The sequence below is a fragment of the Qipengyuania pacifica genome (assembly GCF_019711555.1).
GTDB lineage: Bacteria > Pseudomonadota > Alphaproteobacteria > Sphingomonadales > Sphingomonadaceae > Qipengyuania > Qipengyuania pacifica.
Genome location: NZ_JAIGNQ010000004.1, coordinates 1 through 26,654, shown reverse-complemented (window position 1 = coordinate 26,654; position 26,654 = coordinate 1). Strand labels below are relative to the sequence as shown.

The following is a 26,654-nucleotide window of genomic DNA, read 5'->3' as shown; positions in this document are numbered from 1 at the left end:
CGGTTTACTCGTTCCTGAGGCCCACGCCGATGGTGGCGCGCGGTTGTTCCATCTCATTGCTGGCGACCGGATAGGCGCAATAGTCTGCGGCGTAGAATGCCGCCGGGCGATGATTGCCGGACAAGCCAACGCCGCCGAAAGGCGCTGCGGATGAAGCCCCGTTGGTCGGCCGATTCCAATTGACGATCCCGGCGCGAATCTCGCTCCAGAATGTTTCGAAATCTTCCGGCTGACCGCCGATCAGCGAGGCCGAGAGCCCGTAACGCGTGTTGTTGGCTTCCTTGATCGCTTCTTCGAAATCGGGGACGCGAATGACCTGTAGCAAGGGCCCGAACAATTCGATGTCCGGCCGTTCGTGAATATCGGTAGCGTCCAGGATAGACGGCGAAAGGAACGGCAGGCTCTCGTCAGGCCTCTTCATATGCATGATCGGGCGGCCACCGCGGCTCATCAGCGCAACGAAGCTTTCCGAGAGGAGATCGGCCGTGCCATTGTCGATCACGCAGCCCATGAAGGGCTGGGGATCGGCAAACGGTTCGTCGACGATCAGCTTTTCCGCCATTTCCTTTACTGCGGGTACGATCTTGTCGAACATGGAATCGACGACGATCAGCCGACGTGCAGCCGTGCAGCGCTGGCCAGCCGTGGTGAAGGCCGACTGGATGATCGTGGCCGCAGCATCTTCGATCTTCGGCGTGTCGAGCATGACGATGGGATTGTTGCCGCCCATCTCTAGCGCGACGATCTTGCCAGGGTCCGTAGCCAGCTTGCGGTTGATGGCGATGCCCGCACGGGCCGAACCCGTGAACAGAACACCGTCCACCATCCAGTGTTCGACGAGCCCCTGACCAACTTCGACGCCGCCGTGAATGCACTGGATCACATCTTCCGGCACCTTGGCTTCGTGGAAGCAGCGGGTAAGGAATTCGCCCACGGCGGGCGTCTTTTCACTCGGTTTGAAAATCACGACATTGCCAGCAATCAGCGCGGGAATGATGTGTCCGTTCGGCAGATGAGCCGGGAAATTGTAGGGCCCCAGAACCGCCATCACGCCATGCGGCTTGTGGCGTAGCGCCGCCGTTCCCTGAAGCGCGCTATTGAGCTTTTTCTGGCCGGTACGTTCCGCATAGGCGGTAACCGAGATTTCGACCTTGCCGATGACCGCTTCCACTTCGGTCCGCGCTTCCCAGAGCGGCTTGCCGGTTTCACGGGCGATGAGTTCGGCAAATGTTTCGGAATGCTTGCGAACCTGATTGGCAAACCGCCGCATGAGCTCGATCCTGCGACCCAGAGGTTCGCGTGCCCAACTGCGCATCGCCACTCTCGCGCGTTCGACCGTCTTATCGACATTGCCGGATTGTCCGTGCCAGATTTCCCGGCCGGTTGCGGGTTCGGTTGAGACCAGGTCGGTCGCCATCTTGATGTGGTTTTCCTCTATGGGGGCGCGAAGTGGGGCCTAAGTGGGAGGTAACAGGCTCCGCGTCAATTCAAGTCGTCGGCCTGGGGTGGCAAGTGGCCTTGGGGAAGCGGAGGGGTGCCATGCGCGTCGCCCATCCGGCGAAGAGCGGCCACCTTGTCGTGAAGGGGTGCCCATTCATCGCTTTCGGCAATCGCTGCCCAGATGGTTTCGACCTCGTCGATCAGCATCGATTCAGGGCCGTCGCCATGCCAGTAGGGATGGGTGTCGCCGACCGGCTTGAAGCCTTGCATGATCTCGGCCAGTGCGCCGGTCGCGCTGCGTCCGCCGCGATGATCGAAGAAGAATTGATCGGGCGCGATACCGCTTTCGGTCATCTGCTTTTCGCATGCATTCACCAAATCCGCGTTTGCCTCGGCATCGCGGCTTTCCAGCCCCAGTCGCCAGCACCAGCGTCTGCCGATTGCCTCCATGTAGAGCGGACCGAAGCGCTCCATCGCTGCGATCAGGGGCGGGGCATCGGTAAGGAGACGCAAGGCGACCGCGAACTGGCCACAGTTCCAATGAAGCGCTTCGGGCTGGCGCCCGAAAGCATAGAGGCCCTGATGATCGAAATAGGCGGCCGTGAAGCTTGGATCCCACTTGGGCAGGAAACGCCATGGGCCATAGTCGAAGCTTTCGCCCGAAATGTTCATATTGTCTGTGTTCAGCACGCCGTGGACGAAGCCGGCCACCATCCAGCTGGCGGCGAGATCGGCCATGCGTTCGACCACCAGGTGCATCAGGCGCACCGATGGATCGTCGCGGCCCGGAGCATCGGCTGGCGGGGGAGGGCCGGGAAACTGCTCGAGGCAATAATCGACGAGCCGTGCCATGTGCTCGGCTTCTTCGAGGGCAAGGAGGCGCTGGAAGGTGCCGATGCGAATATGACCGTGGCTGAGACGGGTCATAACGGCTGAACGCGTCGGGCTGGGTTCGTCCCCGCGCCACAATTCCTCGCCCGTTTCCACGACGCTGAATGTCTTGGACGTGTAAACGCCAAGACCTTCGAGCATTTCGGTGGCGAGGATTTCCCTTACCGCGCCTTTCAGGGTGAGCCGACCGTCGCCTGCACGGCTCCACGGTGTCTGGCCCGATCCCTTGGTGCCGAAATCGAGCAGGCGATTTTCTCCATCGCGCATCTGTGCAAACAGAAAGCCACGACCATCGCCGATTTCCGGATTGTACACGCGAAACTGGTGGCCGTGGTACCGCAGGGCCAGCGGACGGGCGAGATTGTCTGCCAGAGGCTCGAACCGTCCGAAATGATTTTGCCACTGGTCGTCGGTCAACCCGTCCAGTCCGACACCTGCTGCATGCAGGTCATTGCGAAACCGCAGGCGGGTTTTCGGGAAATCGGCAGGCGCGACGGGATCACCCAGCCAATCGGCCAAAGATTCGATCGGCGTGTCGGGGCGATAGCTCACGGCTTGCGGTTCGGCGCGCATGCAGCGATAGTGGGCGGCAAGCCCATCTGTTACAAGGGCACCTGAGACAAGCCACCAAGGTTTTCGCCGCCAGACATGGATAAAAGCTTTACCGACCGCCACTGGCAGAGCGCCGACGGTCTCACCCTGCATTTCCGGGAATATGGCAGTGCCGGCAATCGCCCGCCGGTGATCTGCCTGCACGGCCTGACGCGCAATGCGCGCGATTTCGAAGATCTTGCGCCGCACATCGCGGGGCAGGGCTGGCGTGTGCTGGTCCCTTCGATGCGGGGACGCGGCGATAGCGACTATGCCGAAGATCCGGAGAGCTATCAGGTCGGCACCTACATGCTGGACGTTCTGGCCCTGCTCGATGCAGAAGAAATCGACAGCTTCGTGTCGATCGGGACATCGATGGGCGGGCTGATCACATTGGCACTGGCCGCGGTCCACCCCGATCGCATCAAGGGGGCGGTACTAAACGATGTCGGGCCCTTGCTGGAGACCGCAGGACTCGATGCGATCAAGACATATGTCGGCCAGGGTCGCAGCTTCCCCACCTGGATGCATGCGGCCCGTGCGCTCGAGGAAGTGCATGGCGATGCCTTTCCCGACTACGGAACCGAAGAGTGGATCGCCATGGCCAAGCGCACGCTGACGCTGTGCAACAACGGCCGCATCGCCTTCGATTACGATATGAAAATCGCAGAGCCGATCATGGCTGCGGACGAAGCAGCGGTTCCGCCGGACCTGTGGCCGGCATTCGGCGTTCTGGCTGGCAAGCCATTGGCGCTGTTGCGCGGCGAGTTGTCGCAGCTCTTGTCGGTACAGGCCTTCGAAGAGATGCAGCGCCGCGCCCCCGGTGCAATTGCTGCCACGGTTCCCGCCGTCGGCCATGCGCCAACGCTCGACGAGCCCGAGGCACGTGCGGCGATCGACGCTCTGTTGGCGCGCTGCGCATGACGCGGGCACGACCGGGCACGGTGCCGCATATCCTGCACCTGCATTCCACCTTTGCGCCCGGCGGCAAGGAACTGCGCACGGTGCAGTTGATCAATGCTCTGGGCAAGAAGGCGCGGCACACGATCGTATCGGGCGAACCGGCGGAGCAGGGCGCTGCGGACCGGATCACGCGAGGTCTGGAAGTCGGCATGCAGCCGGAATTTCCGAGCCTGAAGGGTTGGCCCCTCCCGGGCCGGCTGCAGAAGCTGGCCAAGGCCATGAAAGGCTACGATCTTATCTGTACGTACAATTGGGGCGCGATGGATGCCGCCATGGCGCACACGCTGTTCAAGGATCTGCATGGCCTTCCGCCGCTCATTCACCACGAGGACGGTTTTGACGAAACGGAGCTGAAAAAGCTCAAGAAAAGCAGGACGTGGTATCGCCGCATCGCATTGGGCAAGGCGTCGGGGCTGGTCGTTCCTTCCGAACGACTGGAAGAAATTGCGCTGGTCGATTGGCAGCAGCCGCTCGGCAGGGTGAAGCGCATCCCCAATGGGGTCGATACCAAAGCCTTCGCAATGCGGCCCAAGAAGGACGCTCTCCGTCTGATCAAGCATCCCGGGGAGTTCTGGGTCGGTACACTGGCCGGACTGCGCACGGTCAAGAACCTGCCGCGACTGGTGCGGATCTTTAGCGAGCTGGATGAAAACTGGCATCTCGTGATCCTTGGCGAGGGCGAGGCGCGCAACGCCATCCTTGCCGAAGCCGATCGATTGCAGATCAATCACCGGGTCCACCTGCCGGGCGCCGTTTCGGATCCGGCACGCGTCGTCGGCCTGTTCGACATCTTCGCACTGTCGAGCGATTCGGAGCAGTTCCCGCTGTCGGTGGTCGAAGCAATGGCGGCCGGACTGCCCGTTGTTGCCCCCGCGGTGGGCGATATTGCGAATATGGTTTCCGACAGGAACGCCGAGTTCATTGCCAGTCCCGGAAACGAGGAGGAACTGGGTACGGCGCTGGCGAGGCTGGCCGGGTCGAAAGACCTGCGCAAGGAGGTTGGAGAAGCCAATCGAACCAAGGCCGTAGCCGAATTCGACGAAGCGAAGATGATCGCGACCTATCGTCGACTGTATTCCAGTGCGATGAAAATTGATCTCTAAAGCATTTCAGCCGCGGTTAACCCGGGCGGGGACAGGCTTTAGCGACCATTGCCCTTGTCCGCGCCTATCCTTAAAGAGCCGCGCAAACCGATATCTACCGAGATGGAGCCCGGCCCTGTGGCCCTGACACCCAAGAACCAACTGACCCGCCAAGACAAGCGCGCCCAGCAGGATAACGCCCAGCAGGAAGCGCTCATGCGCGAAGTCGACGATGCCGTCCGTCAGGGCGACGCCGAAGAATTCCTCAGCAAGTGGGGGAAGCCGCTTTTCGCACTCCTGATCGTCGGCCTTCTGGCATTCGGCGGTTACCTCTTCTGGCAGAGCCGACAGGAAGCTGCGATGGAGCGTAATTCCGAAGCTCTCGTCGCGGCGCTGGATCAGGTCCAGGCCGGCAATGTCGATTCCGCTTACGATCGGCTGGAGGAACTGGCCGCTTCGGACAAAAGCGGGGCAGGCGTTGCCGCGGCAATGATGCGCGCGGGGATTGCCCAGCAGCGCGGCGATGCCGCGGAAGCTTCCACCATTTTCAAAAGCGTGGCTGCAAACGACAAGGCGCCGCCCGCGATGCGCGAGCTTGCCCGTCTGCGCGATGTCACGCTGAATTACGACAAGATGACAAGTGCCGACATCGTCGCCACGCTCAAACCGCTGGCCACGCCCGGCAACGCGTTCTTCGCGAGTGCGGGCGAACTGGTAGCCCACGCCTATCTCGATCAGGGAAAGCGTGCCGAAGCGGGTGCCTTGTTCGCGCAGATTGCGAAAGACGAAAACAGCCCTGAATCAGCGCGTTCGCGCGCGCGGCAGATGGCCGGAGTTCTGGGCGTCGATGCGATCGAAGATGTCGATGCATTGCTCGAAGCCCAGGGAATCGGACGCGATAATCCTGAAGGCGCCGGCCCCTCGGTAGAAACCGAATAGGAACGCCCTGGCTTTGCCGAATACTGACGAAACGAGGAAACAGATGAACTGCAGCAATATTTCGCGCACCGCGCTTGTCGCAGCACTGGCCATCGGCCTCGGGGCTTGCAGCGGCGGGCTTTTCGGCGGCGGCGACGGCAAGAAGGTCACGCCCACGATGGGTGAACGCCAGCCGATCCTCTCGCGCATCGAAACCGGCGCGAAGGTCGATCCGGCGCTGGCGGATGTGTCGGTGGTTCTTCCTCCTGCGCGGGTCAACGAAACCTGGGCGCAGGCCGGCGGCAATGCGGCCAAATCTTACGGGCATCTGGCGCTGGCCGATACACCAAGCCGGCTCTTCAGCGTCAATGTCGAAGGGGCCAGTCAGCGCCGTCGTCTCGGCGCATCGCCGGTAATCGGTGACGGCATGATGTTCGTGGTCGGCGGGGACGGCGCTCTGACCGCTTTCGACGCCCAGACGGGTGCGCGGCGCTGGGGCTACAATCCCGGTGTCGCCAATAATCTCAAACCGTCCGCATTCGGCGGTGGTGCAAGCTACGACGACGGCAAGATCTACATGACCGACGGTGTCGGCGATGTGGTCGCGCTGAACGCCTCCGATGGTTCGGTAATCTGGAAGGTAAAGCCGTCCGGCCCGCTGCGCGGTTCGCCAACCGTAGCCTTCGGTTCCATCTTCGTCATGACGCAGGATAACCAGATATTCGCCCTGAACGCCACGAATGGCGAGGTTCAGTGGCAGGAATCGGGATCATCCACTCAGGCCGGGGTCTTCGGCGTCGCCGCACCTGCGGCAGGGCAGGGTACGGTTATCGCCGGGTACAGTTCGGGCGAACTCATTGCTCACCGCTACGAAAATGGCCGTACATTGTGGGCGGATGCTCTGGCGCTCACGTCGATCTCGACGCAGGTCGGATCGCTAACCGATATCGATGCCGACCCGATCATCGACAACGGCCGCGTCTATGCGCTTGGCCAGGGTGGCCGGATGGCTGCCTATGAACTGGTCAGCGGGCAGCGAATCTGGGAGCTCAATCTCGCGGGCATTTCCACACCGGCCATCGCAGGCGAATGGCTGTTCACTCTTACCGACGATGCCCGTCTGCTGGCGATTGCCCGCTCCACCGGCAAGGTGCGGTGGCTGACCCAGCTGCCGCGCTGGCGGAACGAGAAGAAGAAGGAAGATCCGATCTTCTGGTCCGGTCCGGTCCTTGCCGGCAACAATCTGTGGGCGGTCAATTCCGAAGGCAAGGTGTACCGGATCAGCACCGGCGAAGGTGCAGCGTCCGAATTCACGGACCTGAAGGAGCCGGTATCGCTGGCGCCGGTCGTTGCGAACAACACGCTTTATATTCTTGACGATAGCGGACGGATTACCGCCTTTCGCTGATTTTGCTGCTACCGTGACCCGTGTGTTAACCAATGAAGGCTAACGAGCGACGGTCATGACTGCGATAGCGCCAGCACCACCCACCCGGCCGAAGAGCGACGTCTCCTCGGCCGTCGGGTTGGTGGGGCTTGCAGGGCTCATTGCCTGGGTCGTTTTTGCCCGATCCTTTCCGGATATCGCCGCGGCTTTCGATCTGGCCGTCCCGCGCGAGACATTGGGCGGCCCCAATTCCGCATTGGTCGGCTTGCTGGCGGCCGCGCTGCCCATGGCGGCGTGGTCCGTTCTGGTTGACAAGGTTCATCGACGCCCTTCCACGGGGCTCGACTGGTCGCTGGTACGCAGCCGAAAGCCGGATCGCGGTGTAACCCTGGTCAAACTGGCCGGGTTATGGGCGACATGGGCCATCATCGCCTGTCTGTATTGTCTGTGCCGGTGGTATTGGGACGGTCAGTATGTCTTTTCGATACAGGTGCTTGCTTACGCCGCCATTCCGCTTGTGGTGCTGTCCCTCCCGTACATGTTCTGGATTGACGGCGCGCTCGTAAAGCAACGCGATCACACCTGGCATTTCGGCGCCCTTTTGCTGATGCGGCCCGGCTGGGACACGGAAGAAATCAAGAAGCACTGGCGCGCGTGGATCATCAAGGCCTTCTTCACCGCCTTCATGATTTCGATCATTCCGTTCGCTTTCCGCACGGTCGTGACGGCGGACATCGCCGAAGTCATGGCGCGGCCGGAACGGGTGGTGCTGACGGCTATCGAAGCGATGTTCATGATCGATGTGATGATCGGCACGGTTGGATACATCGTCACGATGCGGCCGCTCGATGCGCATATCCGGTCGGGCAATCCCCTTCTGGCTGGTTGGGTCGCTGCACTGATCTGCTACCCGCCCCTGGTGTGGGGCATTCTGGGTGACGGCAGGGCGATCAATTACGAACAGAACGCGGCAGGTTGGCTCCACTGGCTTGCGGGCCACGATACTCTGATCGCCTTGTGGGGCGGGGTGCTGGTCCTGCTGACGGGTATTTATGCCTGGGCCACCTTTGCTTTCGGCCTTCGGTTTTCCAATCTCACCTATCGCGGCGTGCTGACGAACGGCCCCTATCGCTTCACGCGCCATCCCGCCTATCTGTCGAAAAACCTCTTCTGGTGGTGTTCCGTCCTGCCGTTTCTCGTCACCACCGGTTCGCCGGTTGAGGCGATACGCAACAGCTTCTTTCTGCTGGTCGTGAACGGAATCTACTTCTGGCGCGCCAAGACGGAGGAGGCGCATCTCCTGGCCGAAGATCCGAAGTATCGGGAATATTACGCGTGGATGGCGCATAACGGCCTGATAACCGCGCCGCTGACCAAATTGTTAAACCGCTTCAGGCCGCGCCCCGCGATTTCGGTGGAAGCGACCTGATAATTACCCGAGCGGCTGGCCGTCGTCGGTCTGGTACATACGCAGATCGCGCTTTTCCGGCGGGTTGGCCGCCATCACCTGACGAAACTGTTCCATATGGGCGGATTTGCCATGGGCATCCAGCGCCTGCTGATCGCGCCACCGTTCGAAAAGGACCAGCGTATCGGGGTCTGCAAGATCGCTGGCGAAGCTGTAATCGATGCACCCGTCCTCTGCGCGGCTGGCGCGCACCATCTCGACCAGTGCCTTGCGCGTTGCGGCGTCGAGCGGGCGACCCAGCTTAATCATTCCGTTGATCTGGATCATTGCCGTTCTCCCAGGCTTGTCAGAAGCTGTATTTGTAAACGCGGCTGATGTCTTCGCCCCATTCACCATGATAGCGGTTCAGCAGGACCTGAGCCGGCACTCTGCCGCTGGCCACGATTTCGTCCAGCGTTTCCAGAAAGCCCGTTTCATTATCGCCGGAGGAGTTGAGGCGCGCCCGCTTGGCAAGACCGGAGCGGGCAATGGGAAGCACCTGCTTTGCAAGGTCGCGCAATGTGCCACCGCCCGGGATCGGCGCGTCGAGCGCCAGTTTGGGCACGGAATTGCGCAGGTCTTCCCGTTCTTCCACGGTCCAGTCCTTGACGAGATCCCATGCCGCATCGAGCGAGCTTTGTTCATAGAGCAGGCCCACCCAGAAGGCAGGGAGGGCACAGATCCGGCTCCACGGGCCGCCATCGGCGCCGCGCATTTCCAGGAAGCTTTTGAGGCGCACTTCGGGAAATGCGGTCGAGAGGTGATCCCACCAGTCGCTCTGCGTCGGCTTTTCGCCCGGCAGAACGGACAGCCTGCCGTCGAGGAAATCGCGGAAACTGAGGCCGGCGGCATCGATGTATTTCCCATCACGGAAGACGAAATACATCGGCACGTCGAGCATGTAATCGACCCAGCGTTCGTAACCGAAACCGTCTTCGAACACGAAGGGCAGCATGCCGGTACGATGCGGATCGGTATCGCTCCAGATATGGCTGCGGTAGGACAGGTACCCGTTGGGCTTGCCTTCGGTGAAGGGCGAATTGGCAAACAGTGCCGTGGCGAGCGGCTGGAGGGCCAGGCTGGTGCGAAACTTGTGCGCCATGTCCGCCTCGCTCGAATAATCGAGGTTTACCTGGATGGTGCAGGTACGCAGCATCATGTCGAGGCCGAGGCTGCCGACGCGCGGCATGTGCCGAAGCATGATGTCGTAGCGGCCCTTGGGCATGATCGGCAGATCTTCGCGTGTCTTGTCGGGCCACATGCCGAGGCCGAGGAAACCGACACCGAACCGTTCGCCGACTTGTTTGACCTGATCGAGATGGCGCCCAGTTTCAGCACAGGTTTCGTGAAGGTTTTCAAGCGGAGCGCCGGACAGTTCGAGCTGTCCTGCCGGTTCGAGGCTTACGGTCCCGTCGTCGCCGCGCATTGCGATGACCTTGCCGCCTTCTTCGACAGGCTCCCAGCCGAACTCCCGCAAACTCAGCAGGATATCCCGAATACCTCCGGGCTCGTCATACGACGGCGCCTTGAACGTCTTGCGACAGTATACGAGCTTTTCATGCTCCGTACCGATCCTCCAGGCGTCTTTCGGTTTCTCCCCACCGGCCATCGGCGCGACGAGCTGGTCGCGCGATTCGATGATGGGATCTTCACTGCTGGAGGTGTCGCGCGTGCTCATGCTGGTTGCGATAGGAAACCGAACCTTGCGTGGAAAGGAAATTATTCTTCGCCGAGCCAGTCGCCTGCCTCGGCCATCCAGACCGATATTCCCGCTATGGCTGCCGTCTCGCCGCGCAGGATCCGAGGGCCGAGGCTGATCGCCACAGACGCTGGATGCGCACGGATGGCGGCGCGTTCCGCATCGTCGAAGCCGCCTTCCGGACCGACCAGCAAGGCAGCGGGGCCTTCGGCATAGCAAAAGGCATCGGCAGCCGCTTCGCCGCCTTCCTCGTCGGCGAAGAACAGGTGCCGTTCCTGCGGCCAGTCACGCAGCAGCGCCTCGAGCTTCGTGACGGGAGCGATCTCGGGCAGCGCCGTACGGGCGCACTGTTCGGCCGCTTCTGTGACGATCGTATCGGCACGCTCGGGATTCAGCTTGTCCGCCACGCACCGCCGCGTGACGATCGGCGCAATGCGGGCGACCCCGAGTTCGGTCGCCTTTTCGAGAACGATGTCGAACCGGTCTTTCTTCAGCAGAGCCGCGCAAAGCCAGAAATCCGGCACCGGCTCGCGCGGGCGCAGATGGTCGGTGGGCTGCAGCAGGACATGGCGTTTGCCGGTCTCAACCACTTCTGCCGCCCATTCTCCGCTGATATCATCGCATAAAATCACGGCGTCGCCTGGCGAAACGCGCATGACCTTTGCAAGGTAGTGCGCCTGATTGCCTTCGACCTGCACAGGCTGTTTCGACGACAGTTCCTGTTCGACGAAAAGGCGAGGAGCGGATCTGGGCGGCCATTCTGGTGTTGCGGGCATGGCTTTGCAGGTGGCACGCCTGCGGTTAGGGAGCAAGCGATGAGCGAAACCGCGAACATGGATGTCGTACCCGACAGCGAACATCGCGGCATTGTCGCGAGACTACCGCAAGTGCCGCGCGATCTTGCGCAATTGGCGCGTTTCGATCGGCCGATCGGCTGGTGGCTGCTGTTCTGGCCCTGCGCCTGGGGCGTGTGGCTGACAGGGGCGGGTTGGCAATTGGAACTCGTTGCCTGGCTCCTTCTCGGGAGCATCGCCATGCGCGGCGCAGGCTGCGTTTACAACGACATCGTCGATGCCGATCTGGATCGCAAGGTGGCCCGCACCGCTGCCCGGCCCGTGGCGAGCGGGCGCATTTCGAAGAAACTGGCATGGGGTTGGCTGTGCGCTCTGGGCGCTGTCGGACTGCTGGTGCTGCTGCAACTGCGCCCGATCGCGCAGGGCGTGGCACTTGCGAGTGTTCTGCTGGTGGCGGCCTATCCGTTCATGAAGCGCATCACATGGTGGCCGCAGGCCTGGCTGGGGATGGTGTTCACCTGGGGACTGCTGGTCGGCTGGACACAGTTGCGCGCAGACAATCTCGACGCGCTGGCCGCCATGTATGCCGGTGCGGCCCTGTGGGTCATCGGATATGACACGATCTATGCCATGCAGGATCGCGAAGACGATGCGCTTGTCGGCATTCGGTCTTCCGCCTTGCGTATGGGGACCAAAGTGCGCGGCGGGGTGGCATTCTGCTATGCTGCGGCCGTGGCGCTTTGGGCGCTGGCCTTCTGGCTCTACCGGGCAGACTGGGTTGCACTGCTGGCGCTCCTGCCGGCAGCGGGACATCTCCTCTGGCAGGTTGCAACGCTAGACGGAGAGGCGCCGGGCAATCCGCTGGATCGCTTCCGCGCCAATCGGTGGACCGGCGCGCTCGTCGCTGCCGCGTGCTTCGTCGTAGGCAATGCCTGATGTGCAATCTCTACCGCATGACCAAGGGCAGGGACGAGGTCGCCAGATTGTTCAGGGCGGTGAACGATCTGCACGGCGCAAATTTCGGCGACGAGGTATTTCCCGGCTATCCCGGTGCCGTGGTGGCCGAAGGCACGCTCAGCCAGATGACCTGGGGGTTTCCTCTTGTCCTCAAGGGCAAGAATGGTCAGCCCCTGAAGCCCAAGCCGGTTAACAACACGCGCACCGACAAGCTCGACAGTTTCTTCTGGCGCTACAGCTTCGAAGAGCGGCGCTGCCTGATCCCCGTTACCGCCTGGGCCGAAGCCGAAGGCCCAAAAGGGGGCAAGACCCGCACCTGGCTGTCGCGTCCGGATGCGGACCTTTTCGCCGTAGCGGGCGTATGGCGCGATAGCGACGAATGGGGGCATTGCTATTCCATGGTCATGACCGATGCGGCGCCCGCCGCTGCCGAACTTCACACGCGAATGCCCGTGCTGCTGCGAGAGGAAGAGTGGCCCGTGTGGATCGACGGTTCGCCCGCGGATGCGCGCGCCTTGTGCGAGCCGTGGTCGGGCGATCTGGTGATCGAGCGGACCGATCAGCCTTGGGCCGGAGAGCCAGCGCCCATGCAGCGGCTGCTGTAACGCCTATGCGTATTGCCCTGTTCGAACCCGAGATTGCGGGCAATGTCGGCAACGTCATGCGTCTCGGCGCATGCATGGGCGCAGGCATCGACCTGATCGAACCGCTTGGATTCCCCTGGGACGACAGGCGGGTTCGCCGCGCCGCCATGGATTACATCGATCACGTCGAGATTATTCGCCACGCGGACTTCTCCGCATTCCGGAAAGCGCGCGCAGGTGCTCGGATTGTCCTCTTCACAACGCGCGCGACCCAGTCCTCTTACGATTTTTCCTATCGCCCTGACGACGTCCTGCTGTTCGGCAAGGAAAGCGCAGGCGTGACCGATGCCGTGCGCGCAGTGGTGGATGCGAGCGTGCGATTGCCGATGCGGGCAGAGGTCCGATCGCTCAATCTCGCCACAAGTGCGGGCATGGCACTGGGCGAGGCCCTGCGGCAGACACAAGGCCTGCCCGGATGAATCCTTGCCGTGGACAACTCCCGCGCGAGAATTGAGCGACTCGGCAAGGCATTCTTAACCTTGTGGGCATGACCGATACCTTCGCCGCTCTTTCGGATCCAACGCGTCGGCTCCTGCTCGATCGGCTGAGCGAGAAGGGCGGCTTGACGCTCTCTGCTCTGGCCGAAGATCTTCCGATGACGCGTCAGGCGGTGGCCAAGCACCTCGCCGTGCTCGAAGCGGCCGAACTGGTCGCTACCGAACGCGACGGGCGCTGCAAACGGCACTATCTCAATCCGATGCCACTGGCGAAAATGGCCCGCCGATGGCTCGGCCGGTTCGAGGATGTTCCTCTGGCCGCGATGGCTGGATTTCACGGCGCACCGGGTGCGGTTCAGGTGGCGCGAACATAGGCTCCCTGGGGAGCAGCTCATTCATAGCTGACCACCTCGAATTCGATCCCGTCCCAATCGAAGAAGTAGAATCGCCGGCCCGGTTCGTAATCGTCGTGGCCGAACGGTTTGAGCCCGTAGAACGTCACGACTTTCTCCGCCGCGTCGAGATCGTCGACAGTGAACGCCACGTGATTGAGCGGATTGCCCTTCGCAAAGTCGCCGGTCACGTGATCGCCCGTGTAGAGGGCAATGTAGTCGTGCTTCTCACCCACATGGATCGAGCGTCCACCCATCTTGGATTCGCCGCGCCAGCGTTCTTCCCAGCCGAGCAGATCGATCAGCAGCGCGGCGCTGCGGTCGGGGTCCGTGACCGATATATTCGTGTGTTCAAGCCGTCCGATGGGCATTGTGCATCTCCTATTTGGCAGGCGCCCGAGCAGGGTTCGGACAAATGCCTGCGGTTTCGATGCACACCCTATGCAACCTCAAGCTTACTTGAGGTCAAGCTTCAATTCGCCTATCAGAGAAATCGATGAATCCGAACGATCTGCTCACCATCGGCGACCTCGCGCGCCGGACCGGTCTCACCCCCTCGGCGATACGCTTTTACGAGGACAAGGGGCTGCTCCAGTCGCACCGCACCGGCGGTAACCAGCGGCGCTTCCTGCGTAGCGATATCCGGCGGTTGAGCTTCATTCTCATTGTGCAGAAGCTCGGCCTGTCGCTCGAAGAGATAGGCGAGCACCTGCGCAGCTTACCGCAGGGCCGGACCCCGTCGAGCTTCGACTGGTGGAAGATCAGCGAGGCCATTCGTGAGAGCCTCGACCGCAGGATCGCCCAGCTGCAGTCGCTGCGCGACAATCTCGATGGCTGTATCGGATGCGGATGCCTGAGCCTGAAGACCTGCAAGCTGTACAACCCCGACGACGTTGCCGCCGAGGGCGGACCGGGGCCGCGGGTTCTGCGGTAAAGCCGGCAAATCCGTCAGCCGTATTGATTCCGCGCACAGCCGAAGGTATCGAATCCGCGCGGAGACCACGTTCCCGCCTCTGACATTCAAGACCGGGACGGCCCGGCGATTTCAGGAGGCTGTTATGGCGTGGCTCGCTTTGTTTTTCGCAGGGCTTTTCGAAATTGTCTGGGCAACCGCGATGAAGCAGTCGGAAGGCTTCACGCGCTTCTGGCCCACCGTCGCCATGATCGTTGGAATGATCCTGAGCTTCGGGCTGCTGGCCTGGTCGATGAAGGTGCTGCCGCTGGGAACCGCTTATACGATCTGGACGGGGATCGGCGCGCTCGGGGCCTTCATCATCGGGATTGCCTATTTTGGCGAAGCGTTTTCATTTGCTCGCGTGACGGCTGCCGTCCTGATCGTATGCGGGCTCGTTCTCATGAAAATATCGACGCCGGCCTGATCGGGCGACGCCGCAGCCGGGTCAGTATTCCGGTCCGAGATCGGCGTCGAGGTCGCGCGGGCGGGCGAAGTGGACCAGCTTCCCGCAGCCGTCCCGCAGATCCGCCCAGTCTTCGATGTCGAGTTCGAACACGGCGAAAGCGGCGGTGGGAAATTTTACCTTGGCTTCATCGTACAGGGCGTTTTCGTTTTTCGGAGCCACCAGTTCGAACAGCATGTCGCCAAGGCCGGGATTGTGGCCCGACACGAGCAGCGTGTCGGCATCGCCGCCTGCCTCGCGGATCACTTCCATGATGGTGTCCGTTCCTGCGAGATAGAGCCGTTCGTCCCATTGCGGTTCGAGATCGGGAATGCCTTCGGACAGGGTGAGCTTGACCCGCTCTGCGGGACTGGCGACGAGCTTGTCCCACTTGATCCCGTGTTCGCGGATATGACCGCCGACGACCTGCGCGCCCTTGCGGCCACGGGTGTTGAGGCCGCGGTCGAAATCGCGCTTGTCGCTCTGGCCCCAATCGGACTTGGCATGGCGCAGCAGGCCGAGAATTTTCATGCGTGCGTCTTCACTGAGGCTGCTTCTCCGCTGGCGAATGCTCGGGGCTAACAACACCGTTGGCCACGCGCTGTAAAGCTTCTTCGAGTGTCAGCCTCGTGACGGGTGTGCCTTCGGGGAAGGCCGACAGCAACCGTGTCGGGAATGCGGGAGAGAGGACCACGAAATGGCCGGAGTCCTCGCGCGTGCGGATCAGGCGCCCGAAAGCCTGTGCCAGGCGTGCGCGAATGATCCGGTCGTCATACCGTTTCGCACCGCCATCCTGCTCGGCGGCAGCAGCGCGGCGGGCGCGGTGGAGAATGGTGGGGCGCGGCCAGGGTACGCTTTCCATCACCACGCAGCGTAGCGACCGACCGGGCACGTCGACCCCGTCGCGCAGCGCATCGGTGCCAAGCAGGCTGGCGCGCGGATCGTCCCGGAATATGTCGGTCAGCGTGCCTGTATCGATCGGGTCGACGTGCTGGGCATAGAGCGGCAGGCCGGTGCGGGCGAGCCGGTCAGCGATGCGGCCATAGACCGCGCGCATCCGGCGGATGGCAGTGAACAGGCCCAGCACGCCGCCATCCGATGCCTCGATCAGCCGCGCGTAGGCGCCGGCGAGGGCCGGAATGTCGCCTTTCCGGATATCGGTGACGATCAGGACTTCGGCACGGCTGGCATAATCGAATGGGCTGTCTGCCTGCGCTGTCTTTGGGGCGAGTTCGAGATGGGGTGCGCCGCTCTTGGCGATGGCATGGGGCCAGTCGGGCCCGGTTTCGTCGCGATCGGTCAGGGTGGCGCTGGTCAGCATCACTCCGTGAGCCGGCTCGAGCACCACCCGGGCGAAGGGCTTCATCGGATCGAGCCAGTGGCGGTAGAGCCCGACGTCGAATTCGCGGGCATCGTTGCGGTCGACCTGTAGCCAGTCGACGAATTCGGGGTCCGCCGGACCGCCCAGCCGTGACAGCAGGGCTTCCCAGGCTGCGATGAGGTCGATCCGCCAGGCGAGCGAGTGGCGGGCCCCCTCGATCCGGGCGCGGCCCTGGCCGTCGAGCCAGTCGGGCGCGTCTTCCATAATGGCTTCCAGACGACCCGCGAGTTTCAGCAGGGGGGTGCGTATCGCGGCAAGCGCCTGTGCGGCGGTCCCGGCCGCCTCGACAAGCTCGCCCGGCAGCTGCGCGCATTCGGTTTCGATCCCGTATCCCGCTTCCAGACCGCTTTCGTCGCGCGCGAATGTGGTCGTGCGCACGGCAGCGAGCAATTCCTCGAGCGGGCCGAGGGGGGCAGCTTCGGCCAAACGTCCCAGCCAGCCTTCGGAGGGTAGCGCCTGGGCGGCGTCGACTGCGGCTTCGACGGCCACGCCGCCTGCATCGTCATAGCTTGCGACATCGGCGAGCCGCGCCGAAAGCCCACGGCGACGGCCGCGGCTGTTCTTTTCCGGGCCAATGATCCAGCGGCGCAGTTCGATCGCTTCCTGCCCGGTAAGCGCGGCGGAAAACGTGCTGTCGGCAGCATCGAAAACATGATGCCCTTCGTCGAAGACAATACGCGTCGGACGGCTGGCCGGATCGCGCCCGCGCGCTGCGTTGACCATCACCAGCGCATGATTGGCAATCACGAGATCCGCCTGCGCCGCATTCCTGGCGCTGCGTTCGATGAAGCATTTCCGATAGTGCGGGCAACCGGCGTAGACGCATTCGCCGCGCTGGTCCGTCAGAGCCGCGATCCCGCGTTTGCGGAAGAGCGTACCGAGCCAGCCGGGAAGATCGCCGCCGATCATGTCGCCGTCCTGCGAATAGGCTGCCCAGCGGGCCACGAGATGGGCCAGGATTGCGGGGCGTCCGGCAAACCCGCCTTGCAGCGCATCTTCCAGATTGAGCAGGCAAAGGTAATTTTCCCGCCCCTTTCGCACCACAACCGGCGGTGAGCCGTCCGGGCGCGCTGCCGGCCATGCGCGATTGCTTTCGCGCCGCAATTGCCGCTGGAGGTTCTTGGTATAGGTCGATACCCATACCGTCCCGCCGGAGCGTTCCGCCCACAACGAGGCCGGAGCGAGATAGCCGAGCGTCTTGCCGATGCCGGTTCCGGCCTGCGCCAGTAGCACATGCGGGCGTTTTTGCCGGTCACGGGGCCCGAAGACATGACCCGCACCGCGCGAGAAGGACCGCTGGCCTTCACGCTGTTCGGCGCCTTCGCCGGTCAGCCGGGCAAGCTGGGCCTCGATCTCAGGCTCTTCGATCAATACTTGCGCGGGCTGGGGACGCTCGGGCGTTTCTTCCCATTCGGGCAGGCGGCTGAAGAGCCATTTTTCTGCCCGCTCCGGCCTTCTTATATGGGCCGAGAGCACACCGGCCCATGGCCAGCGCAGTCGTGCGAGAGACTGCAGCGAAGACCATGCGCCTTCGCGTTCGGCCCAGTCTGCGCTTTCGCACGTGGCCATCAGCACGCCTGCCGCCTGCTGGAGCAGTAACGGGACCGATGCGTCGTCCACCGGCTCATCCAGTGACAGGGCATGGGCGAGGCCTTTGGGGGTCGGCACGCAGAACCTGGCCGGGTGGATAAAGGCGAACAGTTCCAGCAGATCGAGGCCGGAAAGGTCGGGGTAACCCAGCCGACTGGCAACCAATGGCGCATTCATCAGCAATTGCGGCGTGTCGGCGGCGGCCATCACGGCTTCGCCCTTCGAACAGCCACGCGTGCCGCCGTTCGCATCGCGCAGCCAGGTGCCCGCGTGGCTGGCGTGAAGGGCGGGAAGAGGCAGGGGCTGGATCACCGAAAGACCATGAAAGGGAGGGAACGAAAAGTAAACAGAAGCTGGCAGAACTATGCCGAACGGCGCTCGGTTCGTCGCGATTGGTCGGCGCTTAGCCGTGAAACGGAATCAATTATGCGCTGTAAAACAGGGAGATAGAGTTTTCTGAACGGTCGTTCATCGGAACTGTGGCGAAAAGATGCCCGTTTTATAGTCATGAAGAAGACACGCCACTTGATCGCCAGCGCCCCCATTGCGATTGCCGCGATGGCCGCGCTCCACACCACAGCAGCAGGTGCCCAGGAAGCGCCGACCATCGTGCTCGACATACCCGAGGAAGCGCCTGCCGCATCGACCGCCCCGGTCGTACCGTCGACCGCGCCGGTCGCAACGACATCGCCGGTACCCGCGCCAATCACCGTTCAGCTTCCCGAGCCCGAGCCGGTGGCAGAGCCGCCAGTCGTGAACGAGGCAGAACCGGTTGCGACGACGCAGACGACCCGCGCGGCTACTCGCGAAGCGCCAGCACCAGCGCCGGTCGCCGCCACCCAACAGGCTGAGCCTACGACAGCGCCGTTCGCGAATAGCCAATCCGAGGCCGCCGGTGAGCAGCCGCTCGCCGCCGCGACCGCGCCGGAAAGCGCGCCGCCCGCAGCCGAGCTTACGCCGGTACAGGACCCCTTGAGCGATGGGTCGGGTGCTGCGCTGCTGTTTGCTCTTCTGGCCGTCGGCGGTGTCGGCCTTGCAGCATTCCTGTTGTTCCGTTCGCGTCGCCGCAAGCGGGACGAGGAAGTCCCCGTCATCGAGCAGCCGGTGGTTGCCGAGCCGCTGAGCCGGGACAGTGAAACAGTCGGCGCAACTTATAACAGCGAGCCTGCCCCGGCGATGCGTGCAGAACCGATCACGCCCGTGACGAGCAACAAGGACGTGGCCGTCGAACTGCCGAGCGAAGCACCGCGCAATCCGGTGGAACGCGATCGCCTGCTGAAACGCATGATCGATGCGAAGCCGGACCGCGCCAACCCCTTCGCCTCGCACAAGGCCCGCGCCAAGAGGGCCCGTCTGATCCTGCAGTCGCTGGGTACCCGCTTTACCGATCGCAAGCCGGGCATCGATCTCAGCCAGTACACCAATGTCTGGCCTGAGCTGCGCGGCTGGCGTCCTGCGACGGCCTAAAAACCCACCCGACCCTCAAAGGTGTCGCAGCGGAAGGGGCGTCCACTACCGAGTTGGGCGTCCCTTTTGCGTGCCAATTGCCGCATTCTAGATTGCCGAGAACTTTTCGATATCGGCGATGCGTCCCGAGACGACGAGTTCGTCGTCTTCGAAGATGATCGTGTCGGGGACGGCGTGAATGAAATTCTCACCTTCCCGCTTCACGCCCACGACCGTTACATCGAACTTTTTGCGGCACTGGCTGGTGATCAACGGCAGACCCACAATCGGTTCGGGAGCCTTGAGCCGTGCAATGGCGAACTCCTCGCCGAAGGAGATGAAGTCCAGCAGGCGTTCGTTCAGCAGGTGCGCGACGCGTTCGCCCATGCGCTGTTCGGGAAACACGACGTGGGTCGCCCCCGTGCGTTCGAGAATGCGGGCGTGTTTGTCGTTGGTGGCTTTCGCCCAGATGTTGGTCAGACCCAGATCCGACAGCGCGAGCACAGCCAGTACGCTGGCTTCGATATCCGTGCCGATGGCCACAACAGCCGCTTCGAAATCGGACACGCCGAGCTGTTCCAGCGTAGTCACTTCGGTGCAGTCGGCTTCGACCACCTTGGTCAAATCGCCGGCGAATTCCTGCACCAGCCGCGGATCTGTATCGGCGCCGAGAACTTCATGGCCCATGCGTTCGAGCGTGCGGGCGATCGCGCCCCCGAACCGGCCGAGACCGACGATCAGGACGGGTTTGCGTGTTTTAGCCGACAATGGGGTTCTCCTCGGGATAGCGATAGGGCCGCTCGCGGCCGCCCAGGGCCAGTGCGGTCGCCACGGTAATGGTGCCCACGCGCCCGATGAACATGAGCGCGCACAGAGCGATCAGCGCGCTGGGCGGCAGATCGGCGGTAATACCCGTCGACAGGCCTACCGTGGAAAAGGCCGATATGCATTCGAACAGGATATCGTCCAGGGGAAGGGGGCTGATCGATGCGATGTAGGTGGTCACGGCGAAAACGAGGGCGGCGGCCAGAACGGTGACCGAAAGGGCCTGGCGTTCGACCGCCCGACCGAAGCGACGCTGGAACAGACCCGCATCGCGGCGACCCAGCACTTCCGACAGGACGATGGCGAACAGGACGAGAAAGGTGGTGACCTTGATACCGCCCGCGGTACCGGCGCTGCCGCCGCCCACGAACATCAGGAAATAATTCGCCATGATCGTTTCGTCGTGAAACGATCCGACGTCCAGGCTGTTGAAACCTGCCGTGCGGGGCATGACCGAATGGAATGCCGCGTTCAGCATTTTCGCGCCCGTTGTCATGGGCCCGAGCGTGTCCGGATTGTCCCATTCCATGGCTGCCGTCGCAACCAGGCCGAACAGCAGCAGTGCCACGGTGCCCGATACGGTGATCTTGGTATGAAGCGACCACTGCCGCCAGCGCAGCTTGTGCCGACGGATGTCCTGCATCACCGGAAAACCGAGCGCGGTGAGAATGACCGAAAGCATGATCGGTCCCAGAATGACCGGGTCGGTCTGGTAGCTCATCACGCTGTCGGAAAAGCTGGAGAAGCCGGCATTGTTGAAGGCGCTGACCGAATGGAACACCCCGTGCCATATCGCGGCGGGGATGGACATGCCGTGTGTGATGGCGAAGCGGGCCGCCAGCACGAGGGCTACGGCGGCTTCGACGTAGATGGTGATCTTGAAGACCAGCTTGAGCACGGATGCCGCATCGCCCGTTTCGAGCCGGTTGCGTTCCACCTGTGTCGCCATGCGATCGCGCAGTCCGAAGCCGCGCCCGACCATCAATCCGAACAGGGTGGCTGCTGTCATGATGCCGAAGCCGCCGATCTGGAACAGGATCATCACTACGGTCTGGCCGAAAAGCGACCAGTAGACGGGCGTGTCCTCTACGATCAGGCCGGTAACGGAAACTGCAGAGGTAGCGGTAAAGAAGGCCGTGAGCAGCGGCGCGCGCGTTCCGTCCGCGGTCGCAAGGGGCAGGCTGAGTATGGCGGTGCCAACGATGATGAACCCGAGAAAAAGCACCGGGATCAATCGAATCGGATCGCGAAAGCGAAGCATGGCGGCCGCCCTTGCTCCCACCTTTCCAACCAGTAAAGCCTAATTGCAGATCGCGGCACTGGTCGATCGCCCGCGCCTTCGCGCTTGCAACGGCGATGCGACTGGGCAAGAGGCAACAGCCATGAGCATGACCGATCTTATTACCGCCGCACGCGTTTCCAAGGCCTGGCCTTTTCAGGAGGCCCAGCGCCTGCTCAAACGCTATCCCGACGGTGCCAAGCCGGACGGTTCGCCGGTCCTGTTCGAAACGGGGTACGGTCCCAGCGGTCTGCCGCATATCGGCACGTTCCAGGAAGTGCTGCGGACCACGCTGGTGCGCCGCGCCTTCGAAGCCATAATCGGCGCAAAGCCGGAAGACGGCAAGACGCGCCTCGTCGCTTTCAGCGACGACATGGACGGGCTGCGCAAGGTGCCGGACAATATCGCCAACAAGGACGTGCTGGCAGCCAATCTGGGCAAGCCGCTGACACGTATCCCGGATCCGTTCGGCACACATGAAAGCTTTGCGCATCACAACAATGCGATGCTGCGCGAATTCCTCGACCGGTTCGGTTTCGAATATGAGTTCATGTCCGCCAGCGACCGCTACAACTCGGGCGCTTTCGACGACGCCCTGCGGCAGGTGCTGCGCAAGAACGGCGCGATCCTCGACATCATGTTGCCGACATTGCGCGAAGAACGGCGCAAGACCTATTCGCCCGTCCTGCCCATCAGCCCGACCACGGGAGCGGTGTTGCAGGTGCCGGTGGAAGTGGTCGATGCCGAAGCTGGCACGATCCGCTTCACCGACGAGGATGGCAGCGTGGTCGAGCAGTCCGCACTTGGTGGGATGTCCAAGCTGCAGTGGAAGGTCGACTGGGCGATGCGCTGGTATGCGCTGGGCGTCGATTACGAGATGTGCGGCAAGGACCTGACCGACAGCGTCACACAGTCGGGCAAGATCGTGCAGGTCCTGGGCGGGAAGAAGCCCGAGGGGCTGATCTACGAACTCTTCCTCGACGAAAAGGGCGAGAAGATTTCCAAGTCCAAGGGCAACGGGCTGACGATCGAGGAATGGCTGACCTATGGCAGCGAAGAGAGCCTGGGTTTCTACATCTTCCCCAATCCCAAGAGCGCCAAGCAGCTCCATGTTGGCGTGATCCCGCGCGCGGTGGACGATTACTGGCAGTTCCGCGAACGCCTGTCCGAACAGGATCTGGACAAGCAACTGGGCAATCCGGTGTGGCACCTTGCGCGCGCCAATGGCGGCTTCGAAGGCAGCGAGGCACCGGGTGCGGGCGAAAGCCTGCCGGTGACCTATGGACTGCTGCTGAACCTTGCCAGCGTGCTGGGCGCCGAAGCGAGCGAGGCATCGCTGCGTGATTATCTGGAAAGCTATATCGGCGCAGGCCAGATCACGCCGGAACTGGAAGTGCTGATCAGCACTGCGGTTGCCTATACGCGCGATTACATCGTGCCCACGCTCGACAAGCGCGCACCGACCACGAACGAGGCGGAGGCGCTCCGCACGCTCGACGCCTATCTGGCCGATGCGAGCGAGGATACGAGCGCGGAAGATTTGCAGACGCAGGTCTATGAAATCGGCAAGCGCGAGGAATACGGGTTCGAGAGCCTGCGCGACTGGTTCAAGGCGCTGTACCAGACATTGCTGGGCAGCGAGCAGGGGCCACGCATGGGCAGCTTCATCGCGCTTTACGGCGTCGCCAACACCCGCACGCTGATTGCCGAGGCGCTGGCGAAGGCATAGTCGCTCCGGCCCGGGGCCGGGCCTCGGCGGCCTGACGGTTCAGGTGTGCTTGCGCGTGCGGTACCATTTGGTCAGCACGTATTTCTGACCCTTGATGACCGGCGTGCCGGCATGGAGCGTATCCTCATTCGGCAGGCCTTCGGGCGTGGCGTTGTTCCACACCAGCAGCACGCCGGGCTTGGGTTCGATCGAGGCGCCGACCTCGACGAAGTGGGTGTGGCCGCCTTCTTCTACTTCGTTGAGGAAGGCCATGGCGGTCCAGCAACGCTGGCCGCCCCGCTTGCGTTCGATGTTCCAATATTCCTGATCGGTATAGAACCAGTCGTTATGCGGCTTGAATTCCTGACCCGGCAGATAGCGCTGGCCCTGAATGTTCTCGCCCACCTTTCCCGGCAGGCCGAGCGCATCGTCGATGCGGCGCGAGATTGATTTGACGAAGGGATCGTGGGGATCGAAATTGCCTGAATAGGACGTGCGGAACTTGGCCACATAAGCCGTTTCGTGAAGCTGGCTGGGCCGGGCGACGGCATCGATCATGTGCATCAGGCGCTGGCATTCTTCCGGCGTGAAGAAATCGCCGATGGCGTAGATGTCGGCCTTGTCGGTCGGGACCCGGTAAGCCTGCGGATCGGCATCGAGACGTTTGCGAACTCTGGCGCCGACGCGCTTCAGAGCATCCTGATCGGGAACGGGGGCGGTCTTGGTAGTCATGCGGGACGTGTAGCAATCGCATCGTCCGCGACAAGACGTGACTTGCCAGTTTGCACGCGCCCGGTAGGTAGGGGTGAAACGTTCCGGGGGAATGGACCATGACCGACACGACTGCACGCCGCTATTCTGCAGGGGCGATGATATTTCACTGGCTGATCGCCATACTCGTCATCGCCAACTGGCAGATCGTCGAACGTGCCCATGATTTCGAGGGCGCGATGCGTGGCACGGTCATGGGTTATCACAAGGCCGTGGGCATCACGATCCTGGTGCTGACCGTGGGACGGCTGCTGTGGCGCTCCACGCACAAGGTGCCGCCCCTGCCGTCCGATCTTGCCGGATGGGAAAAGACGCTGGCGCGCACCGTCCATGTCATCTTCTACGTCCTGCTCATCGCGCTGCCGCTGGGCGGCTGGCTGGCCAATTCGCTGACCGGGCGAAGCATCGATTTCTTCGGCCTGTTCACCATTCCGCAGCTTCCGGTGGGTGAGAACAGGACGCTGGGCGGCACCATCTTCGACATGCACGCGCTGGGCGGATCGATCTTCATCTATCTGATCGCGCTGCATATCCTCGGCGCGCTGAAGCATACTTTCTTCGACAAGAACGGCGGCATTTTCCGCATGCTGCCCTTCGGCAAGGTACCGGGCTGAGGCCCACGAAAAAGCCCCCGCCGATCACTCGACGGGGGCCTCATTGCCGACCGGACCACTCTCAAGCCGGCCGGCGGAAGGCGGTTACCAGAAGAAGTCGTAAATTACGTCGACCACTTCGCCGCTGTAGATATCGACCAGCATCACATCGTCGTAATAGCGGACCCAGCGATAGGGGCCGTAGACGGCGGGCAGGCGATAGCGCCACGGATCGTTGATCTGATACCGGCTGCCGAAGAACAGGCTGCCCAGCTGGAAGCCGATGCTCAGGCGGCGGTAGCGGTAATCGCGATAGGGCGAGTAGTAGCGGCCGAGGCGATAGACGTTCCGGTTGCTGTGCCGGTAGCGCTGCCAGTCGTAGCGGTTGTTGTTGCGCCAGCCCCGCGAATCCCAGCGATTGTAATCGTGCCAGCGGCGGCCGTCGTAATAGCGTGACTGACGCTGGTCACGGCGGGCTTCGCGGTAACCGTCCCGATATCCATCGCGGCGGATGTTGCGATCTTCATACCGGTCGCGGCGACGTTCGACCTGACGACCGTTGCGATAGGCATTGTCGCGAATGCGGCGGTCTTCGCGCACGTCCCGCCGACGTTCGTCACGGCGGCCGTCGCGATAGGCCTCGCGCCGCGCTTCCTGGCGGCGGTCGACACGGTTGCGGTCGGTGTAGGAACGGTTGCGATCGCCGGAGTAGCTGCGATTGCGCTGCTGCGCTTCCGCCCGGGCGGCCTGGGCGCGGGCGGCCTGTTCGCGCGCCTGCTGGGAGCCACGATTGTCACGATTGAAATTGCGGTCGCCGCGGCTGATCGTGGCATCGCCGCGATTGCCCTGCCATGCTTCGCGGCGCTGTTCGCGACGCTCGCTGCGTTGCTGGCGAGCCTCGCCGCGCTGGCGGGCTTCACCGCGATTGCCGCGCTGCTGCCGCGCATCGCCGCCGCGATTACCACGGTCGCCGCGATCTGCGCGTTCCTGCCGGTCGCGGGATTGCGCCACGGCTTCGGCGGGGAGGGCGGTGATCGCCATCGCCGCCGCGAGAGCGCCGAGCGCGCTGCCCTTCATCAATTTGGTCAGTTTCATGGAGCGAATCCTTCGTCGGTACTGCCGCTCCACCACCTGCGGCTGTTGTCGATGTCGCAACATGTAACACAACGGGCTGACCCGTAAGTGAACCGACTTGACGACCTTACGTTCATCTTGAGGTCGCATAACCTGAACCTCGCGTAAGAGATCAGGAGGTGGCCGGGCGGCGCAGCGCTCGCCTTGGAACGCCGCCGCCCGGCCGGATCGATCAGGCAGCCTGCTTGATATCGCGCAGGGTAATGTCGAAGGTAAGATCTTCACCTGCGAGCGGGTGGTTGCCATCGGCCTTGATCGTCTGATCGCCGACTTCGACGATGTAGAGCGTCATGGGCGAACCGTCCTGCGCCTGCGCCTGCATGGCCATGCCGGGCTGCGGAGCGGGTTCGGGCGGCAGGTTTTCACGCGGAATGTCGATCACGAGCGCATCCTGGCGCGGGCCGAAGGCATTGGCGCAATCGATCGACACGCTCTGTTCTTCGCCGACGGCCATGCCGGTCAGCGCTTCTTCGATCTGCGGGAAGATCTGGCCGCTGCCGATGGTGATGTCCTGCGGGCCGGCCTGCTGGGTATTGCCGACTTCTTCGCCGTCGGTGCGCTTGAGTACGTAGTCGATGGTGACGGTGTCACCGCTGTTGGGAGTGGTCATGAATATCCTTCAAGATTTCGTGTTCGCAGCGCGAGGGTTGCACTGCTCGGGAAATGCACCCGCGGACCGGGCGCGTCGCGCGCGAGTCTGTCAAAGGTGGGTGGGGGGAGTCAAACGAAGCGGACCCGAGCCCGGAATTTCCGCTTTGGGCAGACCGTCACGCACGGTGAATGGCAGTGGTGAAAGAACGTGGGTAGTGGGACACACGAAAACATCCGGCGGCGAGCCCGGACTGTAATGCCTACAAAACAAGATCACGCGGCCGGGGCGAACCTTGC

General features: G+C 62.8%; 27 protein-coding genes. 14 read left to right on the top strand and 13 right to left on the bottom strand.

Translation table 11 applies throughout. The annotated features are described in order from the left end of the window. Positions 1-4: 4 nt before the first annotated feature. Both astD and K3177_RS12680 read right to left on the bottom strand, forming a co-directional pair. Positions 5-1,417, bottom strand: a complete 1,413-nt coding sequence (astD, locus tag K3177_RS12685) for a succinylglutamate-semialdehyde dehydrogenase (RefSeq protein WP_221598555.1) — start codon at positions 1,415-1,417, stop codon at positions 5-7. A 65-nt stretch (positions 1,418-1,482) separates the two neighbouring features. Beyond that, on the bottom strand, positions 1,483-2,904 hold the full coding sequence (locus tag K3177_RS12680) for a protein adenylyltransferase SelO family protein (RefSeq protein WP_221598554.1): 1,422 nt from the start codon (positions 2,902-2,904) through the stop codon (positions 1,483-1,485). A gap of 75 nt (positions 2,905-2,979) precedes the next feature. Between K3177_RS12680 and K3177_RS12675 the strand changes: the two genes are divergently transcribed. From K3177_RS12675 to K3177_RS12655, 5 genes are all read left to right on the top strand, one after another. After that, positions 2,980-3,846 carry an alpha/beta fold hydrolase gene (locus tag K3177_RS12675; RefSeq protein ID WP_221598553.1) on the top strand — a complete coding sequence of 289 codons (867 nt, stop codon included), beginning with the start codon at positions 2,980-2,982 and terminating at the stop codon, positions 3,844-3,846. Next, positions 3,843-4,988: a glycosyltransferase family 4 protein gene (locus K3177_RS12670; protein ID WP_221598552.1), complete on the top strand. Its 1,146-nt coding sequence runs from the start codon at positions 3,843-3,845 to the stop codon at positions 4,986-4,988. The genes K3177_RS12675 and K3177_RS12670 overlap by 4 nt, the downstream gene beginning before the upstream one ends. Before the next feature lie 117 nt (positions 4,989-5,105). Then, positions 5,106-5,906 carry a tetratricopeptide repeat protein gene (locus tag K3177_RS12665; protein WP_158246648.1) on the top strand — a complete coding sequence of 267 codons (801 nt, stop codon included), beginning with the start codon at positions 5,106-5,108 and terminating at the stop codon, positions 5,904-5,906. A gap of 43 nt (positions 5,907-5,949) precedes the next feature. Then, on the top strand, positions 5,950-7,293 hold the full coding sequence (locus K3177_RS12660) for an outer membrane protein assembly factor BamB family protein (protein WP_103024374.1): 1,344 nt from the start codon (positions 5,950-5,952) through the stop codon (positions 7,291-7,293). 55 nt (positions 7,294-7,348) lie between these two features. Beyond that, positions 7,349-8,701 carry a methyltransferase family protein gene (locus K3177_RS12655; protein WP_221598551.1) on the top strand — a complete coding sequence of 451 codons (1,353 nt, stop codon included), beginning with the start codon at positions 7,349-7,351 and terminating at the stop codon, positions 8,699-8,701. Between the two features lie 3 nt (positions 8,702-8,704). Here the strand turns inward: K3177_RS12655 and K3177_RS12650 are convergent, their stop codons facing one another. Genes K3177_RS12650 through K3177_RS12640 form a run of 3 tightly spaced genes read right to left on the bottom strand, consistent with a single transcriptional unit; the run spans position 8,705 to position 11,194 of the window. Beyond that, on the bottom strand, positions 8,705-9,007 hold the full coding sequence (locus tag K3177_RS12650; RefSeq protein ID WP_103024376.1) for a putative quinol monooxygenase: 303 nt from the start codon (positions 9,005-9,007) through the stop codon (positions 8,705-8,707). A gap of 19 nt (positions 9,008-9,026) precedes the next feature. Next, complete coding sequence (locus tag K3177_RS12645) at positions 9,027-10,397, bottom strand: glutamate--cysteine ligase (RefSeq protein ID WP_221598550.1); 1,371 nt, start codon at positions 10,395-10,397, stop codon at positions 9,027-9,029. Between the two features lie 41 nt (positions 10,398-10,438). Continuing rightward, the gene (locus K3177_RS12640) at positions 10,439-11,194 is read right to left on the bottom strand and encodes a 16S rRNA (uracil(1498)-N(3))-methyltransferase (protein ID WP_221598549.1); all 756 of its coding nucleotides are present in this window, start codon (positions 11,192-11,194) and stop codon (positions 10,439-10,441) included. 39 nt (positions 11,195-11,233) lie between these two features. Here K3177_RS12640 and ubiA point away from each other — a divergent pair, with 39 nt between their 5' ends. From ubiA to K3177_RS12620, 4 genes are all read left to right on the top strand, one after another. Next, positions 11,234-12,148 carry a 4-hydroxybenzoate octaprenyltransferase gene (ubiA, locus tag K3177_RS12635; RefSeq protein WP_103024379.1) on the top strand — a complete coding sequence of 305 codons (915 nt, stop codon included), beginning with the start codon at positions 11,234-11,236 and terminating at the stop codon, positions 12,146-12,148. Then, a complete protein-coding gene (locus K3177_RS12630) occupies positions 12,148-12,774 on the top strand; it encodes an SOS response-associated peptidase (protein WP_221598548.1) in 627 nt (208 codons plus the stop codon). The genes ubiA and K3177_RS12630 overlap by 1 nt, the downstream gene beginning before the upstream one ends. A gap of 5 nt (positions 12,775-12,779) precedes the next feature. Continuing rightward, positions 12,780-13,232 carry a tRNA (cytidine(34)-2'-O)-methyltransferase gene (locus tag K3177_RS12625; protein ID WP_196845829.1) on the top strand — a complete coding sequence of 151 codons (453 nt, stop codon included), beginning with the start codon at positions 12,780-12,782 and terminating at the stop codon, positions 13,230-13,232. Between the two features lie 68 nt (positions 13,233-13,300). Then, entirely contained in the window at positions 13,301-13,624 is a 324-nt protein-coding gene (locus K3177_RS12620) for an ArsR/SmtB family transcription factor (protein ID WP_103024382.1), read from the top strand. Between the two features lie 17 nt (positions 13,625-13,641). On the opposite strand, the gene K3177_RS12615 is transcribed toward K3177_RS12620, so the two are convergent. Continuing rightward, positions 13,642-14,013: a VOC family protein gene (locus K3177_RS12615; RefSeq protein ID WP_221598547.1), complete on the bottom strand. Its 372-nt coding sequence runs from the start codon at positions 14,011-14,013 to the stop codon at positions 13,642-13,644. Between the two features lie 125 nt (positions 14,014-14,138). Between K3177_RS12615 and soxR the strand changes: the two genes are divergently transcribed. Continuing rightward, positions 14,139-14,576, top strand: a complete 438-nt coding sequence (gene soxR, locus K3177_RS12610; RefSeq protein WP_103024384.1) for a redox-sensitive transcriptional activator SoxR — start codon at positions 14,139-14,141, stop codon at positions 14,574-14,576. A gap of 124 nt (positions 14,577-14,700) precedes the next feature. Continuing rightward, positions 14,701-15,021 (top strand): DMT family transporter, encoded by a 321-nt coding sequence (locus K3177_RS12605; RefSeq protein WP_221598546.1) that lies wholly within the window; start codon positions 14,701-14,703, stop codon positions 15,019-15,021. A 21-nt stretch (positions 15,022-15,042) separates the two neighbouring features. On the opposite strand, the gene K3177_RS12600 is transcribed toward K3177_RS12605, so the two are convergent. After that, the gene (locus tag K3177_RS12600) at positions 15,043-15,570 is read right to left on the bottom strand and encodes a SixA phosphatase family protein (RefSeq protein ID WP_221598545.1); all 528 of its coding nucleotides are present in this window, start codon (positions 15,568-15,570) and stop codon (positions 15,043-15,045) included. 10 nt (positions 15,571-15,580) lie between these two features. After that, positions 15,581-18,319 (bottom strand): ATP-dependent DNA helicase, encoded by a 2,739-nt coding sequence (locus tag K3177_RS12595; protein ID WP_221598909.1) that lies wholly within the window; start codon positions 18,317-18,319, stop codon positions 15,581-15,583. A 198-nt stretch (positions 18,320-18,517) separates the two neighbouring features. Between K3177_RS12595 and K3177_RS12590 the strand changes: the two genes are divergently transcribed. Then, a complete protein-coding gene (locus K3177_RS12590; RefSeq protein ID WP_221598544.1) occupies positions 18,518-19,477 on the top strand; it encodes a hypothetical protein in 960 nt (319 codons plus the stop codon). Between the two features lie 87 nt (positions 19,478-19,564). On the opposite strand, the gene K3177_RS12585 is transcribed toward K3177_RS12590, so the two are convergent. After that, positions 19,565-20,224: a potassium channel family protein gene (locus K3177_RS12585; protein WP_234003214.1), complete on the bottom strand. Its 660-nt coding sequence runs from the start codon at positions 20,222-20,224 to the stop codon at positions 19,565-19,567. Beyond that, positions 20,214-21,542 (bottom strand): TrkH family potassium uptake protein, encoded by a 1,329-nt coding sequence (locus K3177_RS12580; protein WP_103024388.1) that lies wholly within the window; start codon positions 21,540-21,542, stop codon positions 20,214-20,216. The genes K3177_RS12585 and K3177_RS12580 overlap by 11 nt, the downstream gene beginning before the upstream one ends. Before the next feature lie 121 nt (positions 21,543-21,663). Here K3177_RS12580 and K3177_RS12575 point away from each other — a divergent pair, with 121 nt between their 5' ends. Continuing rightward, the gene (locus tag K3177_RS12575) at positions 21,664-23,289 is read left to right on the top strand and encodes a lysine--tRNA ligase (RefSeq protein ID WP_221598543.1); all 1,626 of its coding nucleotides are present in this window, start codon (positions 21,664-21,666) and stop codon (positions 23,287-23,289) included. Between the two features lie 39 nt (positions 23,290-23,328). Here the strand turns inward: K3177_RS12575 and K3177_RS12570 are convergent, their stop codons facing one another. Next, entirely contained in the window at positions 23,329-24,000 is a 672-nt protein-coding gene (locus K3177_RS12570; protein WP_103024389.1) for a prolyl hydroxylase family protein, read from the bottom strand. A gap of 98 nt (positions 24,001-24,098) precedes the next feature. Between K3177_RS12570 and K3177_RS12565 the strand changes: the two genes are divergently transcribed. Continuing rightward, positions 24,099-24,653 carry a cytochrome b gene (locus K3177_RS12565; protein WP_221598542.1) on the top strand — a complete coding sequence of 185 codons (555 nt, stop codon included), beginning with the start codon at positions 24,099-24,101 and terminating at the stop codon, positions 24,651-24,653. Positions 24,654-24,737: 84 nt separating this feature from the next. Here K3177_RS12565 and K3177_RS12560 read toward each other — a convergent pair whose 3' ends face one another. Then, a complete protein-coding gene (locus K3177_RS12560) occupies positions 24,738-25,727 on the bottom strand; it encodes an RcnB family protein (protein WP_247714482.1) in 990 nt (329 codons plus the stop codon). A 211-nt stretch (positions 25,728-25,938) separates the two neighbouring features. Then, positions 25,939-26,376 (bottom strand): FKBP-type peptidyl-prolyl cis-trans isomerase, encoded by a 438-nt coding sequence (locus K3177_RS12555; protein WP_196845835.1) that lies wholly within the window; start codon positions 26,374-26,376, stop codon positions 25,939-25,941. Positions 26,377-26,654: the final 278 nt, after the last annotated feature.